Here is a 17338-nt window from a genome sequence, read left to right on the forward strand (position 1 = left end):
TCGCCTCAGCCCGCCACCGCGCCAACCGACTCCCGCTCCACCAGCGGGCATTCGAGCTTGGTGATGGGATAGCGGCCGCGACCGGGAGCAGCCGGGACTTCGAGCTGCTCGATCGCCCATTGTCCCATTGCCATATGCGGCAGGATCGACGTCGTCAACGGCGGGAACAGATGCCGGGCGATCTCCTCGTCGTCATAGCCGACCACCGAAATATCCTGGGGGATGTGCAGGCCGGCCTCCTTTAGCGCCTCATAGCAGCCGATCGCGGTGCGGTCGTTCTGGCAGAAGATGGCGGTCGGCCGGTCCTTCAGCGCCAAAAGCTTGATGGTCGCGGCATAGCCGGCGCTCGCCGACCAATCGCCTTCGACGACCAGCGCCGGGTCGAACGGGATGTCGGCCGTCGCCAGTGCCCGGCGGTAACCCTTCAGCCGGTCCTGCGCCGCCTGCATCCAGGGCTCGCCGGTAATGGTGGCGATACGCCTGTGGCCATGGCTGATCAGGTGCCGGGTCGAGCTCTGGCCGCCGGCGATTTCGCTCGGCACCACGGCGGGAAAGGCATAGTCGGCGGTGTAGCAATTGAGCAGGATGACCGGGATGTCGAGGCCGTAGAGATAGTCCGGCGCGACGATCTCGCGGGTGAAGATGGTCATATAGATCAGCGCCGAAATTCCCCGCTTGGCCAGCGCCGCGATGGCCCTGGGCTCCATCACCTCGTCGCCCATGGTCTGCGCCACCAAAAGCACATTGCCGGCGTTCCACGAGGCTTGCCGCGCCCCTTCGATGGCGACGACCGCCTCCGGGCTGGTCGCCAGTTGGTCGACTGCGAAGCCGATCACCCCATCCAGCCCGTCGAATGCGGCAACAGGAGCTCGCAAGGCAGAAAACACCGGGGGCGAATAGCCTAGCGTTCGCGCGGTCTCAATCACCCGCTCTCGGGTTTGCTGCGACAGCCTGATGCCCGGCGTGTTGTTGAGGACGAACGAGACCGTCGCCTGCGAACAGCCTGCGGCCCTGGCGATGTCGGTCATGGTGACGCGGCCCTTGGGTTTTTTCCCGGACGGCTTGCGCCGTCTGGTACCCTGAAGGACCGCATCCCGAAGTGGTTCGTTCATGTTGTTGGTCCTTCGAATTTCGCCTATATAAGGTAAAGCGCTACTAATAGATATAATCGACCCTCTTTGGCGATTAGTCGCCAATCCCACACGGTATCGTGGCGAGAATCCCGATCAACTAATACTCTTTACTAATATCTGGCATCCCTATAACGTCAATCCGTCATGCTCGGACGACATCGGACCGCGCATGTTCGGAACGCAAGCCAGCCTGGTATCGGACCGTTTCCGTCAGCCGAAGCTCGCCTGCCGTTCCGGGGAAATGTCAGACAAATCGGACTATTTACGAACGGCGAATGAGTCTCTAAAGTCGATGATCGCGGCTGGAATGGCGTCGTTCCTCGCTGCCGGAACCCTGAGGAGGAGGAGGGCGTCCAAGCCGCGTCGGCACGTTCATCATCAGCGAAAATCACTGAGTCAAATGGGAGGTTGAACATGAAATCTGTAATACGAAATGCTTCCGTCGCCGCTGCGGCCCTGCTGCTCGGCTTGTCCGCCAGCGCAATTGCGCGAGCCGACGACAAGCCGACACTGGCCTTCGTCGTCAACGGCGCTTCCGATTTCTGGAAGGCGGCCGAAGCCGGCGTCAAGAAGGCTCAAGCCGAACTGCCCAATTACAATCTGGAACTCAAATATCCGGAGCAGTCCTCGGTCGCCATCCAGCAGCGCCTGATGGACGATCTTGTCACGGCCGGCGTGAAGGCGATCATGGTCTCGGCCGTCGATCCCAAGACGTCGACCGACGGACTGAACAAGATCGCCTCGCAAACGGCGTTGTTCACCACCGACAGCGACGCACCGCAGACCAAGCGTGTCGCCTATATCGGCTCGTCCAATGTCGATGCCGGCAAGCAGGCGGCAGAGATCGCCAAGAAGGCAATGCCTGACGGTGGCAAGTGCCTCGGCTTCGTTGGCCTGCTCGGTGCCGACAATGCCAAGGAACGTATCCAGGGCATGAAGGACGGCCTCGCGGGCACCAAGATCGAATTGGTCGACGTGCGTGGCGACGACATCGATCAGGCTCGCGCCAAGAAGAACGTCGAGGACGCGCTGGTCGCCAGCCCCGACGTCACCTGCATGGTCGGCTTCTATTCCTACAACACGCCGCGCATCTATGAAGCGCTGCGCGATGCCGGCAAGCTCGGCCAGATCACCGTCGTCGGTTTCGATGACGATCCGATCACGCTGGGCGGCGTCAAGGAAGGCACCGTCGCCGCCACCGTCGTGCAGCAACCCTTCGAATGGGCCTATCAGGGCATGAAGCTGATGGCTGCCTATCTCGAGGGCGACAAGTCGGGCATTCCTGCCGATGGCCTGATCATCATCCCGACCAAGATCATCGGCAAGGACGATGTCGACGCCTACGCCGCCAGCCTTAAGGCGATGTCTGGAAAGTGAGCGAATTAGGTTACGCCGGCTCAAGGTTCGCCTTGAGCCGGCGTTCTATTGACGGGCTTCGCGAGGCCCGTCAGTCTGAGACCAAACGGCTCACCGGCTGCTGTCAGGCGTGATGAATTATTCCGACCCATCCATCGTTGCATCTACGGACGCTCCGTTCCTGAGCCTCGACGGTGTGCGCAAGACCTATCCCGGCGTCGTCGCGCTGGACGGATTCTCGATCGACGTAAGGCCCGGCGAGGTCATCGGCCTGGTCGGCGAAAACGGCGCCGGTAAATCGACGCTGATGAAGATCCTCGGGGGCGTGACCAGGCCGGACACCGGCACCATCACCGTCGATGGCATCGCCCATGACGGGCTGACCGTCGAGGCCAGCATCGGCTCGGGCATCGCTTTCGTCCACCAGGAACTCAACCTGTTCGAAAACCTCGACGTGGCCGCCAACATCTTCTTCGGCCGCGAACCGCTGCGCGCCGGGCCGCTCAAGCTGGTCGACCGCGCCAGGCTGCGAGCGCAGGCGGCGCCGCTGCTCAAACGCGTGGGCGCCAATTTCTCGGCCGATACGCCGGTGTCGGCGCTGTCGCTGGCGCAGCAGCAAATGGTCGAGATCGCCAAGGCGCTGTCGATCGAGGCACGGCTGGTTATCCTCGACGAACCGACCTCGAGCCTTCCGATCGCCGAAACCGACAAGCTGCTTGGTGTCATCAAGGCGCTGAAGGCAGACGGCATCAGTGTCATTTTCATCTCGCACCGCCTTCACGAGGTCGAGCGCGTCGCCGACCGCGTCGTCGTGCTCAGGGACGGCATGCTCGCCGGAACCTTGCCGAAGAGCGCCATCAATCACGACCAGATGGTCAAGCTGATGATCGGCCGCATGCTGAAGGAGCGCGAGAAGGCCGCGGAATCGGCGCGCCCGCCGGGCTCTGTCGCGCTGTCGGTAAAGGCCATTCGCACCGCCGCCTATCCTGACCGGCCGGTCGACCTCGACGTCAGGCATGGCGAGATCCTCGGCCTCGCCGGCCTCGTCGGCTCCGGCCGGACGGAGCTGGCGCGCGTCCTGTTCGGCATCGACAGGAGCTTTGGCGGCTCGTTCCAGCTTGACGCAAGAGATCTGGTTCTTGGTTCGGCCGCCGACGCAGTGGCCAACGGAATTTTCCTCGTCCCCGAGGATCGCAAGCTGACCGGCATCCTGCTCGACCTGTCGATCGCCCAGAACATCTCGCTGCCCAATCTGCCGGCGCATTCGAGGCGCTCGCTGGTCTCGGCCAGTGCCGAGGCCGCCACCGCCGAGAAGCAGAAGACCGATCTCGGCATCAGGGCGCCCTCCGTGCAGACGCGTACCGGCACGCTGTCGGGCGGCAACCAGCAAAAGGTCGTGCTGGCCAAATGGCTGGCGATGAAGCCGAAGGTGATGATCCTCGACGAACCGACGCGCGGTATCGATATCGGCGCCAAGGCCGAAATCTACGGGCTGATGCGGGCGCTGGCCGATGCCGGCGTCGCCGTGCTGATGATCTCCAGCGACATGGAGGAGGTGATCGGCGTTTCCGACCGCATCGCCGTCATGCATGAGGGCCAGATCTCCGGCATTCTCGACAAGGACCGGTTCAGCCAGGAAAACGTGCTGTTGCTGGCGGTCGGCAAGCAGCCGAAGTAATTCGCAGGCATTGGGAGAAGACGATGAGCAAGAAAGATCTCGGCCTGCTGATCCTGATCCTGGTGGTCGGCGCGGTGGTGGCGATCATCAACCCGCGCTTCCTGCTGCCGATCAATCTCGCCAACACCTCGAACCTGATCGGGCTGTTCGGCATCCTGTCGATCGGCCAAGCCTTCGTCATCATCACCGGCGGCATCGAATTGTCGGTCGGCTCGGTGGTTGCGCTGCTCGGGACGCTGTTCGTCGATTTCATCGCCGTGCGAGAGATGGAGTGGCCACTGGCCTTTGTGCTGATCATCGCGCTTGGCGCCGTCATTGGGCTGGTGCATGGCTGGTTGATCACCCGGCTGAAACTGCAGCCCTTCGTCGTCACGCTATGTGGCCTGCTGATCTATCGCGGCGTGGCGCGCTTCTACACCGCCGACGGCACTGCCGGTTTCGCCTTCGGCCAGAACTTTCCGGAGCTGGAATTCCTGACCGCCGGCCGGTCGTGGGGCGTACCGAACAGCTTTTTCGCGCTGATCGTCATTGCCATCGTCATGTGGGTGGTGCTGCACCGCTCCGTATTCGGTCGCTATCTCTACGCCATCGGCAAGAACGAGGAAGCGGCGAAATATTCCGGCATCCGCACCGGCCGCATCGTCATGGCCGCCTATGTCATCTGCGGCGTGCTGACGGCGCTGTCGGCGATCTATTTCGCCATGTACACACGCTCGATCTCGCCGGCCAGCCACGGCCAGTTCTACGAGCTCTACGCCATCGCGGCAGCGGTGCTCGGCGGCTTCTCGCTGCGTGGCGGCGAAGGCTCGCTGATCGGCGTCCTCCTCGGCACGGTGCTGCTGCAGGAGCTGCAGAACCTCGTCAACCTGCTCGGCATCCCGTCCTCGCTCAACTTCGCCGTCATGGGCGGGGTGATCCTCATCGGCGTGCTGGTCGACCAGCAATGGGGCGTGTTCAGGGCGCGGCGGCGGATGCTGGAAGCTACCCGCAAGGGCGTGGCGGGTGCTGCCGCGGAATGACGCAAAAATAGCTGGATGAAATACGCCGACTGCCATTGGCAGGCATGAAAAGGTCAGCCTGAGCTTCGCGACAGCAGTTCAGGTTAATCTCTATTTGGAACGAAACCCGTATTTGAGCGTTTATTTAAGCTTTGCTACGCGGAGGCGTCCCATGCCCACGAATCCAGTAAGTACCGCAAAGGTAGGAACTCACCCCCTCCACCCGATGCTGATACCTTTTCCTGTCGCGTTTCTTGTCGGCGCCTTTGTCACCGACCTGGTTTTCTGGGGAACTGCCGATGCCTTCTGGGCACGGGCATCGATGTGGCTGATCGGGGCAGCCATCGTAATGGCCCTTCTCGCCGCGACAGCCGGTTTTATCGACTTCCTCAACGAGCCGCGCATTCGCGCCTTGTCGGACGCCTGGTACCACATGCTGGGCAATCTGACCGCGGTCGTCGTGGCACTGATCAATTTCTATCTTCGCTATGCGCAAGGCGCCGAGGCCGCGGTCCGCCCATGGGGTGTGCTGTTGTCGTTCATAGTGGTCTGCATACTGCTGTTTACCGGCTGGAAGGGCTGGGAAATGGTGTATCGCCATCACGTTGCAGTTCTGGATACACCAGCGGATGCGCCCGCGAAGCCTTCGACAACCACTGGCACAGATACTCATCACGCTGGTCGGGACCGGCACGCCGCATGAGGCCATAATCCCGAAAAGTGGATAACCGGTTTCCAAAAAGATATCGGTTAGGCCCATCCCGATTGCATCGGGGTGGGCGCGCTTTAGATAAGGCCCGACATATCGGAGAAGGCCATGGCCTTGCGCAGCACCTCGCCGAAGCGCTCGCCGGCGGCTTCACGAGGACCGCTATTGTCGATTGAGGTGACACCCGGTCCGGATAGCGCCAAATTGGCATTGCGCGCCAGCCGTGCCAGCACTTCGCCGCGCGACTCGCGACCGCGCAATGCCAGCCGCTCGGCCAGGATCTCCGGTGTAGCCGTGATCTCGACGACAGCCAGATTGGCGTAGCGCTCCCGCAGCGCCGGGATGATCGCGCGCGAGACGTTGGCAATCGCGACACGGCCGTGGGCGACCGACCAGTCGACTTCGGCCGGGATACCATAGCGCAGGCCATGCGCCTCCCAGGAAATCGCGAAGGCGCCATCCGCTTCGGCCTCGACGAAGGCCGCGTCGGCGAGCGTATCGTGATCCTCAGTGGCCGCATCGCTCGGCCGGGTGATCACCCGGCGCACGAACTCCAGCCGGCTCTCGTCGGCAAACACGGCGCGCGCATAGCCGATCACCGTGTCCTTGCCGGCACCGCTCGGCCCGACGACGGCGACGAAGACGCCGTCGCGGATCGGAAATCCCGCGGCGGCCAATTCACGTTCGACCGATGCCGACACCATCACGCGACCCGGCGTCCCTGCCGCCAGACCGTGCGGACAACCGGAACATGGTCGTCGACGCGCACGCGAACCAGATCGGCGCGCCGGCCGGGCTCGATGACGCCGCGATCGGTGAGGCCGACCGCCTCGGCCGGGTTCTTCGAGACCATCGCCACCGCCTGAGGCAAGGAAATGCCCTCGACCACGTCGCCGAGGAAGAAGGCCGACTGGACCAGGCTGAACGGAATGTAGTCCGACGACAGGATGTCGAGCAGGCCGTTGCCGGCCAGCGTGCGGGCCGAGACATTGCCCGAATGCGAGGCGCCGCGCATGACATTCGGCGCGCCCATCAATACGCCGAGCCCTGCCTCCTTTGAAGCCCGTGCCGCCTCCTCGGTGGTCGGGAACTCGGCGACGCGCACACCTTGCTCGATCGCTTCATCGACATGGCCGACGGTTGCGTCGTCATGGCTGGCGAGCACGATGCCGCGCTCCTGGCAGGCAGCGGCGATGAAGCTGCGGTTCGGGCTTGAGTTCCTCGCCGATTCCGCCATCCGCTTTTCGCAGAATTTCTGGAAATCGCGATCGGTCAGCTTCAGCTTGCGCTGGTAGTAATAGGCGTAGGTTTCCAAATTGACGAACTGGCGCTGTCCGGGCGCATGGTCCATCAGCGACGCCAGCCTGACCCGCTCGTCGCCGTCGAAATTGGCGAAGGCCGTGAGGCAGTCCGGCGCCGAGACCTCGCAGCGCAGATGGAGGAAATGGTCGGCCCTGAGCCGGTCCTGCTGCACGCTGTCTTCGATCGCGTCGGCCAGCTTGCGTATGTCGGCGGCCGTCAGGTCGGCATCCTCGTCCATGCCGACACGCAAGGCGTCGAGCACGGTGGTGATGCCGGCGGTCGCCACCTGCGCGTCATGGGCGAGCACAGCTGCGATCGGGTTCCAGCGCACTTTCGGACGCGGCGCGTAATGGCCTTCGAGATGGTCGGTGTGGAGCTCGACCAAGCCGGGGATGATGAAGTCGCCGCCCATGTCCTCGCCGCTGCGGCCAGCGCCGGGGGCGATGTCGGCGATCACGCCATCGCGCAGCACGATCGACCCTTCGATGATCTGGTCGGCCAGTACGATGCGGGCATTGTGAAGAACGGTCTCGGCGGTCATTTCAGGCAGTCCTCGGAGCATTTTGCAACCAACTGAAAATGAATCGGCGTCGCACAATGCGGTTGAAGCAAATAGTCATTTAGGCAGTTCTTCTGGTCAGGCAGTTCTTCTGGCCGGGCGGCGCCCGAGCGCATGATGCGACAGCACCATGAACGGCGCACCCGGTTCAGTTTCCACAAACAGCGTCAGCGCGTCCACCGGCACCGGCCGTTGCAGCACGCCCGCAAACAGGCTGTCGATTGCTAGGCGAAGACGAGGGCTTTCCTGTGACGAGACCCGGCCGGACAGCGTCATATGGAAGCGAAACGTCTCGAAGACATAGGGGTAGCCCCACTGGCAGAGATTGCGGAACTCGTCGGGCTTCAGCGAATCGGGGCTGCGCCGTTCGATCTCGGCTTCCGTCAACGGCGCGCGAAAGCGGTCGAAGTCGCGCACCACATCATCGGCGAAGCGGTTGAGCGCCGGCAGCGGTGCTTCCGGCACCAGCGCGAAGAAGCCGTCGATCTGGCTGACGATCAGGCGCGGGATGGTCACCACCGGCGTCGCCTCGGCAAAATCGTCGAGTGTCGCGCGAAGCGACGCTTCGGTCTCGTTGGGGGCCAGTCGAAAGGGCGCCTTCAGCGTCGCATGAAAGCCATAGCGGCGCGCCGAGGCGGTATGGAAGGCAACTTCTGCAGCCGACAGTTCGCCCGCAGCCTCGACCGGCTTTGTGGCGGCACCGAATGGGTCGCGGCCGAGCCAGTTGGCGGCGATCCGTGCCAGCGGTTCGTCCTGTCGGGGGGTGAAATAGATAGCGTAGCGCATCGAAAGTCCTCGTCAGCCCCGCTGCCATAGGCGATTTGCATGACGAAATGACGAAGCTGGTGATCGCTCCTGATAACAAAGTTGTCCAGGCGGGTCATTAGCCGACGATTTTTTCGCCTTGGACCAGCGGATGAAGGTGAGGCGAAAAACCTGTCAGGCTTTCATCAGCCATTCGTGCTCGGGCGCGTTGTGGAATTTCCACGTCCGCTTCGGTCCGGCCATGACGTTGAGATAATAGAGATCATAGCCGTGGCAGGCTGCGCAGGGGTGATAACCCCTGGGGACCAGCACGACGTCGCCGTCCTCGATCGCCATCGCCTCGTCGAGCGAACGAGCACCGTTCTCGTCGGCATCGGTGTAGACGCGCTGGAAAGCAAAGCCCTGTGACGGGTTGAGACGGTGGTAATAGGTCTCCTCGAGATAGGATTCAGCCGGCAGATTGTCCTGGTCGTGCTTGTGCGGCGGATAGCTCGATGTGTGGCCGCCGGGTGTGATGACCTCGACCACCAGCAAGGAATCGGCCGGCTTGCCTTCCGGCAGGATGTTGGTGACGTAGCGCGTGTTGGTGCCTTTGCCGCGAACCTCCTGGCCGAGATCGTCGGGCCCGATGACACGGACCGGCAGACCGCCGCCCAGTCCTGGCGCCGAACAGACGGCAAGTTCGAGATCGGTATCGGCGCTCACCGACCACTCCGACCCCTGCGGCACATAGACCGACCACGGCTTGCCTTCGAAGGGCGACATGCGTTCGCCGAGTAGGCCGAGTTCTTTGCCGCCGGCCTTGGCCTTACCCTTGCCGGTGACGAACACCAGGCAAACCTCACGATCCGCGGTTTGCCCGGAAGCGCTCTCGCCGGGCCTCAGCCGATGCAGATCGAAGCCGACATAGCTCCAGCCGGCGTTTTGCGGCGTCACATGGGCGATGCGGCCGTTGCCCTTATTGGCTTTGATCAGCAGCTTCGACATGGTCATTCCTTCGGTTTGGCGTCTGCCGATGGCCTGTCCTCGTCAGCCGGCTTGTAGAGATAGAAGAATTGCCAGACGGCATAGCCGGCGAAGCCGAGCGCGATCACGCCCCAGAACGGCGTGCCGGTAGCGAATTCGATCACCGACCAGACCAGGCAGACCGCGACAACGGCAACGCGCCGCCACAGCGGCCGGAAAAACGGGTGCTCGGAGTCTTTCATCGGATCACCCGCGGCATCGGATCACCACCTTTCCTCGCGGACCCTCAAGCATTGGGAAAGCCTTGTGTCTCCACCGTGTAGCCGGCTGCCGTCATCACCCGCATCAATTCCTTGTAGCCGACCTGCGCCATCTTGAGCGGCGGGTTCTTCTTCGGATCCTGCTCGGCCTCGACCACGAACCAGCCTTCATAGCCATGGTCGGCGAGCCTCTGGACGATGGCACCAAAGTCCAGCGAGCCATCTCCCGGCACGGTGAAGGCACCAAGCGCCACCGCATCGAGGAAGGATTGCCTGCTACGATCCAGCTTATCGATCACCTCCATGCGCACGTCTTTCACATGCACGTGGTTGATGCGCCGGTGATGGTTATCAATAGCGCGCAGCACATCGCCGCCGGCAAAGGCCAGGTGACCCGCGTCGAGCAGCAATGGAATGCCTTCTCCCGAATAGCGCATGAAGGCGTCGAGCTCTGGCTCGGTCTCGACCACCGCCGCCATATGATGGTGATAGGAGAGTGGCATGCCTTGCTCGGCACACCATTCGCCGAACTGCGTGAGCCGCTTCGCGTAGGCTTTCATCTCATCGTCCGAAAGCCTCGGCTTGGTGGCGAGTGGTTTGGAGCGGTCGCCCTGGATGGAGCGGCCGACTTCACCATAGACGATGCAAGGCGCATTCACCGCCTTGAACAGATCGATCATCGGCTGGATACGATCCTTGTTTTTCGACATGTCTTCGTCGACCAGCGTTCCCGAAAACCAGCCACCGCAAAGCGTCACGTCGGCCTGCCTGAGGATCGGCAGCATGATTTTCGGATCGTTGGGAAAGCGGCGGCCCATTTCCATGCCGGTGAAACCAGCCGAACGCGATTGGCGCAAGCACTCCTCCAGCGACACATCATCGCTGAGTTCCGCAAGATCGTCGTTCCACCATGCAATAGGGGACATGCCCAGTTTGGCTTTCAAGTCGTCACTCCGATTTCTGACATTCGAGGCGTTGGCGGGCGCTAAAATCGCCGCCCGCTCAGCGCTTCCTCATATTTCTTGCGCGCCGCATTCACTTGCGGCCGTGCCGAGACTTCCGGCACTGCGACATCCCACCAGCTTCCACCGGCCTCGGTCGAAACCAGCGGGTCGGTGTCGATGACCAGCACGGTCGTTCGCGTATTCTTCTTCGCTTGCGCCAGCGCCGTTTCGAGCCCGGCGATCGACTGCACTTTTTCGGCAATCGCACCCATGCTCGCAGCATGCGCGGCGAAGTCGATCTCGGGCAAGGTCTCGTGACGAGCGTCCTTCAGCAGATTGTTGAAGTTGGCGCCGCCGGTCGCCATCTGCAGCCGGTTGATGCAGCCATAGCCGCGGTTGTCGAGCAGCACGATGGTCAGCTTGAGGCCGAGCATCACCGACGTCGCGATCTCGGAATTGAGCATCAGGTAGGAGCCGTCGCCGATCATCACCACGACCTCTTCGTCCGGCTTGGCCATTTTGACGCCAAGCCCGCCGGCGATTTCATAGCCCATGGTCGAGAAGCCGTATTCGGCGTGATAGGAGCCGGGCGCACCCGCCTGCCATAGCTTGTGCAATTCGCCGGGCAAGCCGCCGGCGGCATGGAGCAGTACCACGCCGGTGCCCATGGCACGCTGTACTGCGCCGATCACCTGCGCGTCGGACGGATAGGCGGCATTGGTCGACGCCGTCACCTTGCCGGCATCCGCTTGCCAGTCCTCCTTGCCCGTGATCGCATTGTCGGTCCAGCCTGATGGGGCCTTCCAGCCTTTCAGCGCGGCAGCCAATTCGGCGAGCCCTTCCGCCGCATCGGCGACCAGCGGCAGCGCCTGGTGCTTTCCGGCGTCAAAAGGTTGCACGTTGAGCCCGATGATGGTCCTGCCGGCATGCTTGAACAGCGCCCAGGAGCCGGTGGTGAAATCCTGCAGTCTGGTGCCGACGGCAAGCACGACGTCGGCCTCTTCGGCCAGCCTGTTGGCCGCCGAAGTGCCGGTGACGCCGACCGCGCCCATGTTCAAGGGATGATCGTCCGGAAGCGAGGATTTGCCGCCTTGCGTCTCACAAATCGGAATGCCGGCGCCTTGCACCAGCTTTGCCAGTTCCTCGGACGCCTGCGAATAGAGTACGCCACCGCCGGCAATCACCAATGGCTTCTTCGCGCTCGTCAGCGCCGCCACTGCAGCTGCTAGCTCTTGGCGGTCCGGCCGCAGCCGGCGCTGGGTCCAGAGCCGCTCGGCAAAGAAACTGTCGGGGTAGTCATAAGCCTCGGCCTGCACGTCCTGGCACAGCGCCAGCGTCACCGGGCCGCATTCGGCGGGGTCGGTCAGCACCTGCATGGCGCGGTTGAGCGCCGGCATGATCTGCTCCGGCCGGGTGATACGGTCGAAATAGCGCGACACCGGCCGAAGGCAGTCATTGACGGTCGCCGTGCCGTCGGAAAAATCCTCGGCCTGCTGCAGGACGGGATCGGGAATGCGATTGGCGAAGACGTCGCCGGGGAGAAACAGGACAGGCAACCTGTTTACATGCGCAAGTGCGGCAGCGGTCACCATGTTGAGCGCGCCGGGGCCGATCGAACTTGTCGCCGCCATGAAGCGGCGGCGGAAATTGGCCTTGGCGTAGGCGATCGCCGCATGTGCCATTGCCTGCTCGTTATGGGCACGGAAGGTCGGCAGCTCGTCGCGAACCTGGTAGAGCGCCTCGCCGACGCCGGCAACATTGCCGTGGCCGAAGATCGCCCAGACGCCGCCGAAGATCGGCACTTTCTTCCCGTCCACCTCGGTCATCTGCCTGGCAAGAAAGCGGGTCAGCGCCTGCGCCATCGTCAGGCGGATTGTCTTGGTCATGTCGGTTCCTCCGCAGTCCTTATGCCGCGCCTTCTTATGCTGCTTTGCGGCCGCGCGCCGCAAGCCATGCCTCGGTCAGTCGCTCGAAGCGAGCTGCCATGTCGGCAACCGCTTCATCGTCCGACATCTTGCCGGCAAGCCATTGTTCGGCCGCGTTGATGAAGATAGTGCGGCCGACTGCAAAGCCCTTGACGATGGGCGCCTTGGCGGTCGCGGCGAAGGCCGCTTCCAGTTCGTCCTGCGGCGCTTCCAAACCGAGCAGCACAATCCCGCGGCACCAAGGATCGTGCTTCAGGATCACCGCCTCGATCTTTGCCCATGCGCCGGCCGATGCCTGCGGTTCGAGCTTCCACCAATCGGGCTTGATGCCGAGTGCGTAGAGTTCCTCGAGCGCGCGCGGTATCGTCATGTCGTCGAGCTTGCCGTGCTTGCCGGCGATGATCTCGACCAGAAGTTCTCTGCCCACTTTCCGCGCGGCCTCGAACAAAGCGCGCAGTTTCTCCTGCTGTTCGCTCTTCAGCGCCGCCGGATCGTCGGGATGATAGAAGCACAGGCATTTGATGCAATGGTCGACCGGCCATTCGGTCAGTTGCGAACCTATGTCTTGCGAGAACTCGAAGCGAAGCGGCCGCGAACCCGGCAACTCGACCGGCCGGCCGAGCCAGGCGAAGGAATGGTGGGCGAATTCGAACATCGCCTCGCGTCCGTATTTTTCGTCGAGCAGCATGCCGTAGCCGGCGCGGCCAGCTGCGACCTTGGCCGCGGCCTTGACCGTCAGCACCTTGAAAGCTGGGATTCGCGACGGATCGGCGCCGGCTTTTGTCGCGGCATCCTCCAACTGGACGCGGTGGTCGCAGGCGAACGCCATCAGCGAGGGGATGTCGCGCCGGCGCGTGGTCGCCCAATGGATGTGGTTGATCGCCTCGTCCTTGCGCAGCGCCAGATGCCTGCTGCCGTTTTTCAGGAAGAACTGCAATTCCTCGAAAGTCGGGTATTCCGGTGCGCAGAGCAGCCGCGACACGGCAAAGGCGCCGCAGGCATTGGCCCAGGTTGCCGCCGTCGCCAGGCTTTCCTCGCCGAGCCAGCCGCGCAGGAAGCCCGACATGAAGGCGTCGCCGGCGCCGAGCACGTTGTAGACCTCGATTGGAAACCCCTTGCCGACGATACCGTCCTCGAGGTCGTCGCTGATCGGCCCGTCATAGACAATGCAGCCCATGGCACCGCGTTTCAGCACGATGGTTGCCGCCGACAGCGAGCGGATGGTTTTCAGCGCACTCAGGCAATCGTCTGTGCCCGAGGCGATCATGATTTCCTGTTCGGTGCCGACGATGAGATCGCAATCGGGCAGCACCGTCTTCAGCTGCGCCGAGACGCGGTCGGATTTCACATAGCGCTCGAAGCCTTCGGCGTGGCCGGCGAGGCCCCACAGGTTAGGGCGGTAGTCGATGTCGAACACCACCTTGCCGCCCTTGGCTTTCATGACACGGATCGCCTTGCGCTGGGCGGCGTCGCTGTTGGGCCGTGAAAAATGCGTGCCGGTGACGACGACCGCGCGTGCCGAAGCGATAAACGCCTCATCGATATTGTCTTCCGAAAGCGCCATGTCGGCGCAATCGCTACGATAGAAGATCATCGGCGAGACGCCTTCATCCTCGACCGACAGCAGCACCAGGGCGGTCAGCCGCTCCGGATCGGTCTTGAGGCCTTGGACCGAAACGCCCTCGCGGGTCAGCTGCTCGCGGATGAAGCGGCCCATCTGCTCATTGCCGACGCGGGTGAGCAGCGCCGAGCGCAGGCCTAGTCTGGCAGTACCGACCGCGATGTTGGCCGGACAGCCGCCGACCGACTTGGCAAAGGAAGTAATGTCCTCGAGGCGCGAACCGATCTGCTGACCATAGAGATCGACGGAAGCGCGGCCGATCGTGATGATGTCGAGCGGCGCATGTCTCGCTTCCACGGCTTCGCCCATTCGAACCTCCCATCGGCTTTGTTGTCTTGGGTAACACGCGCGAGCGGCAGCGTGGCGCCGACAATATGAAATAATAATTCCAATCCATAGTCAATATGGAACGAGCATTCCCAAGGCTGAAAAGTGCTGTGCAAGGCTCGCGCGTTCAGAAACTTTGAAGTCAGACGGACGTCAAGTGTCTACCACTGAAACCAGCCGATTTACCAAGGAAGCGGCCCATCATCGTTGAAGTACCCGGCGGTCGGGCCATCGGCGTCCAGGGTCGCCAGGTGAATGACGATCTCGGCCGCCTGCTGCACCGTGCGGTGACCTTTATACCCGTTGAGATCGGTGGCGGTGTAGCCGGGCGCCGCGGCGTTGACCTTGATGCCTTGGGGCGCGAGCTCCCTGGCGAAGGCCACGGCGATGGCGTTCAAGGCTGTCTTCGAGCTGCCGTAGCCCATCATATTGACGGCGTGGTTCGCGGTGGCGGGATCGAGCGCCCGGCCGATGGACCCGGTGGAGCTGCTCACCATCACGATCCGGGCAGCAGGTGCTGCCAGCAGCAGCGGCAGGAATGCCTGGGTCACGCGGATCGGGCCGAAGACATTGACGTCGTAGGTGGCCTGGATGTCGGCGATCCGCTGCTGGCTCGGCGGCAGGTCGTAGTTGATGGCGACGCCGGCGTTGTTCACCAGCACGTCGAGACAGGATCTGGCCTGCCTGAATGCCTCGGCTGCCGCCTTCACACTGTCATCCCGCGTGACGTCCAGCTCAAGCCACTCCACGTCGAGGCCTTCGGCGCGCAATGCCTGCGCCGCCGCCATGCCGCGTTCGGCGCTCCTGGTGCCGAGCCAGACCTTGAAGCCCATGGTCGCCAGTCGCCGGGCGATTTCGCGGCCTATACCCTTGTTGGCGCCGGTCACCAGCGCGGTTTTCGAAGTCGTCATTTCAGTGTCTCCATTTTTCTTGTGGAAGACCCACAAATGGCGCGAGGCAGCGGGTGCCGCGCGCCGGAAACTCTCCAGCTCTTGCCTAATCCTCTCACGCTGTTGCGCGGCCGGTACGAATGCGCGATGCTGGCGCAATGAGCGAGGCGCTGCAGGAGTTGATCGAGATCGCCGGCCGCCATGCGTACGGGCGGCGAACAAGAACGGCGATTCCCCGTGTTTCGATCGGCCGCAGCGAAGTTGCCACGACGCCATCACCGGGCGTATGGGGATCGGGGATCTTATTCGTATTGCAGGGCGCGAAGACGGTTCTGATCGGCGACCGGGCTCTTCGTTACAATCCGGCCAGCTATTTCATCTACACTGTCGAGACGCCCACCATCAGCCAGATAGTCGAAGCGAGCGCGGCGCGTCCTTATCTGGCCATTGGCTTGACCCTTGACCTGCAGGCCGTCGCCGCGCTCCTCGTCGAGCACGGGCCGGCCCTCAGTGGCGACAGTTTCGCCACCTCGCCCGTTGATGACGACCTACTCGACGCGTTGCGTCGAATGATGCGGTTGCTTGACCGGCCAGCGGAGATTGCCGTGCTCGCGACCATGATCGAGCGAGAGATGCTGTTTCGGCTCCTGCAAGGCCCCCAGGGCGGAAAGCTTCGTGAACTTGCGCGCCGATGGCCATCTGTCCCGGATTGGCCGGGCGATCGCCTGGATCCGTTCGCATCCCCATCAGCCGGTCCTCGTCGGCGATCTGGCCGAGATCGCCCGTATGAGCAGTGCCGCATTTTATCGTCACTTCAAGGCGGCGACGGCCATGAGCCCAATCCAGTATCAAAAGCAAATCCGCTTGCTGGAGGCCCGCCATCTGCTGATTGCCCAGCCGGGCAGCGTGGCGCGTGTCGCCTTCGCTGTCGGCTATGAGAGTGCTTCCCAGTTCAGCCGGGAGTATGCCCGCCAGTTTGGGTCGCCGCCTGCCCGCGACGCAGCGCGGCTTTTGCAGAAGGCGAAATGGCAATAGAGGTGATCTAAGGCTTGCGCTTCTTGCCGGTATCGCGCCGCTTCTCGCCGACGGCGACAGTCAGCGCCATGGCCAAAGCCATCGTCGCCGACAGCGAGCGGAAGCCGGCGAAATCGGCTTCGGCGACCTCGAACCAGACCCTGGCGAACTGGGCGAGCGGCGAAAAGGAGCTGTCGGTAATCGCCACGATCGGCACGCCTTGCTCCGAAATGACGCGCGCCTCCTCGATGGTGGCCGGGGCATAGGGCGAAAAGCTGATGGCGATGACGGCATCCCTTGGAGAGGCAAAGCCGATCATCTCTGCATTGAGGCCGGCGGCCGATTCGATCAGCTGGTTGCGGATCTTGAGCTTGCCCAATGCATAGGCGATATAGGAGGCAACCGGGTAAGAGCGCCGCTTGGCCAGCACGTAAATGGTTTCCGCCTTGGCCAGCACGGCGATCGCATCTTCGAAATGGTCTTCATTCAGCGTGCGCGAAATGTCGTTGAGCGAGGTGCTGGCTGCGGCGACAAAACCGTCGAAAATCGCCCGGTGGCCGGCGCCTTCCTCGGCCTTGGCGCGCAATGCCGCCAGCCTTTCATCATAGGATGAGTTGCGCTCGCGCAGGCGCTCGCGAAACACCAGCTGCAGGCTGGTGAAACCGTCAAAGCCAAGCTGCTGGGCAAAGCGGATCAGGGTCGAAGGCTGAACACCGGCGGAAGCGGCGATGCTGGCAGCGGTGCCGAAGGCGATATCGTCAGGGTTGTCGAGCGCATAGGCGGCGATCTGGGCGATGCGTTTCGGCAGGCTCTGGCGCCGCTCCAGGATCGTCGCCCGAAGCGTTTCGAAATCGCGAGGCACCCGTTCGTCCATCGTCGCTCCGCCCAGGC

16 protein-coding genes and 1 pseudogene are annotated in these 17338 nt (G+C 63.0%); 6 read left to right on the forward strand and 11 right to left on the reverse strand.

Annotated features, from left to right (window positions below):
• Window positions 1–5: 5 nt before the first annotated feature.
• Window positions 6–1112 (reverse strand): LacI family DNA-binding transcriptional regulator, encoded by a 1107-nt coding sequence (locus NKG60_RS08195; RefSeq protein WP_352862986.1) that lies wholly within the window; start codon window positions 1110–1112, stop codon window positions 6–8.
• A 435-nt stretch (window positions 1113–1547) separates the two neighbouring features.
• Between NKG60_RS08195 and NKG60_RS08200 the strand changes: the two genes are divergently transcribed.
• From NKG60_RS08200 to NKG60_RS08215, 4 genes are all read left to right on the forward strand, one after another.
• Window positions 1548–2510 (forward strand): sugar-binding protein, encoded by a 963-nt coding sequence (locus NKG60_RS08200; protein ID WP_352663557.1) that lies wholly within the window; start codon window positions 1548–1550, stop codon window positions 2508–2510.
• 112 nt (window positions 2511–2622) lie between these two features.
• Window positions 2623–4167 (forward strand): sugar ABC transporter ATP-binding protein, encoded by a 1545-nt coding sequence (locus tag NKG60_RS08205; protein WP_352663555.1) that lies wholly within the window; start codon window positions 2623–2625, stop codon window positions 4165–4167.
• 23 nt (window positions 4168–4190) lie between these two features.
• Entirely contained in the window at window positions 4191–5186 is a 996-nt protein-coding gene (locus tag NKG60_RS08210; protein ID WP_352663553.1) for an ABC transporter permease, read from the forward strand.
• A 151-nt stretch (window positions 5187–5337) separates the two neighbouring features.
• Entirely contained in the window at window positions 5338–5868 is a 531-nt protein-coding gene (locus NKG60_RS08215) for a DUF2231 domain-containing protein (protein ID WP_352862987.1), read from the forward strand.
• 83 nt (window positions 5869–5951) lie between these two features.
• On the opposite strand, the gene phnN is transcribed toward NKG60_RS08215, so the two are convergent.
• The 9 genes from phnN to NKG60_RS08260 form a co-directional block, all read right to left on the reverse strand.
• Window positions 5952–6581, reverse strand: coding sequence for a phosphonate metabolism protein/1,5-bisphosphokinase (PRPP-forming) PhnN (gene phnN, locus NKG60_RS08220; RefSeq protein ID WP_352862988.1), 630 nt, complete (start codon window positions 6579–6581; stop codon window positions 5952–5954).
• Window positions 6578–7717 carry an alpha-D-ribose 1-methylphosphonate 5-triphosphate diphosphatase gene (locus NKG60_RS08225; RefSeq protein ID WP_352862989.1) on the reverse strand — a complete coding sequence of 380 codons (1140 nt, stop codon included), beginning with the start codon at window positions 7715–7717 and terminating at the stop codon, window positions 6578–6580. Before NKG60_RS08225 ends, phnN begins: the two co-directional genes overlap by 4 nt.
• Window positions 7718–7813: 96 nt before the next feature.
• Window positions 7814–8521, reverse strand: a complete 708-nt coding sequence (locus NKG60_RS08230; RefSeq protein ID WP_352862990.1) for a DUF1045 domain-containing protein — start codon at window positions 8519–8521, stop codon at window positions 7814–7816.
• A 153-nt stretch (window positions 8522–8674) separates the two neighbouring features.
• Window positions 8675–9487: a 5-deoxy-glucuronate isomerase gene (gene iolB / locus NKG60_RS08235; protein WP_352862991.1), complete on the reverse strand. Its 813-nt coding sequence runs from the start codon at window positions 9485–9487 to the stop codon at window positions 8675–8677.
• Window positions 9488–9489: 2 nt separating this feature from the next.
• Window positions 9490–9708, reverse strand: coding sequence for a DUF3329 domain-containing protein (locus NKG60_RS08240; protein ID WP_352974778.1), 219 nt, complete (start codon window positions 9706–9708; stop codon window positions 9490–9492).
• A 44-nt stretch (window positions 9709–9752) separates the two neighbouring features.
• The gene (iolE, locus tag NKG60_RS08245; RefSeq protein WP_352974780.1) at window positions 9753–10670 is read right to left on the reverse strand and encodes a myo-inosose-2 dehydratase; all 918 of its coding nucleotides are present in this window, start codon (window positions 10668–10670) and stop codon (window positions 9753–9755) included.
• Between the two features lie 41 nt (window positions 10671–10711).
• Complete coding sequence (gene iolD, locus NKG60_RS08250; protein WP_352862993.1) at window positions 10712–12556, reverse strand: 3D-(3,5/4)-trihydroxycyclohexane-1,2-dione acylhydrolase (decyclizing); 1845 nt, start codon at window positions 12554–12556, stop codon at window positions 10712–10714.
• 34 nt (window positions 12557–12590) lie between these two features.
• Window positions 12591–14525, reverse strand: coding sequence for a bifunctional 5-dehydro-2-deoxygluconokinase/5-dehydro-2-deoxyphosphogluconate aldolase (locus tag NKG60_RS08255; protein ID WP_352862994.1), 1935 nt, complete (start codon window positions 14523–14525; stop codon window positions 12591–12593).
• 200 nt (window positions 14526–14725) lie between these two features.
• Window positions 14726–15454, reverse strand: coding sequence for an SDR family oxidoreductase (locus NKG60_RS08260; RefSeq protein WP_352862995.1), 729 nt, complete (start codon window positions 15452–15454; stop codon window positions 14726–14728).
• Between the two features lie 137 nt (window positions 15455–15591).
• Between NKG60_RS08260 and NKG60_RS08265 the strand changes: the two are divergent.
• Both NKG60_RS08265 and NKG60_RS08270 read left to right on the forward strand, forming a co-directional pair.
• Window positions 15592–16041: pseudogene (locus tag NKG60_RS08265) on the forward strand (AraC family transcriptional regulator); the annotation flags it as partial.
• A gap of 67 nt (window positions 16042–16108) precedes the next feature.
• A complete protein-coding gene (locus NKG60_RS08270) occupies window positions 16109–16468 on the forward strand; it encodes a helix-turn-helix domain-containing protein (protein WP_352974783.1) in 360 nt (119 codons plus the stop codon).
• A 7-nt stretch (window positions 16469–16475) separates the two neighbouring features.
• On the opposite strand, the gene NKG60_RS08275 is transcribed toward NKG60_RS08270, so the two are convergent.
• Window positions 16476–17321, reverse strand: coding sequence for a MurR/RpiR family transcriptional regulator (locus tag NKG60_RS08275; RefSeq protein WP_352663941.1), 846 nt, complete (start codon window positions 17319–17321; stop codon window positions 16476–16478).
• Window positions 17322–17338 lie beyond the last annotated feature (17 nt).

Source organism: Mesorhizobium sp. M1428 (assembly GCF_040317515.1).
Classification (GTDB): Bacteria; Pseudomonadota; Alphaproteobacteria; order Rhizobiales; family Rhizobiaceae; genus Mesorhizobium.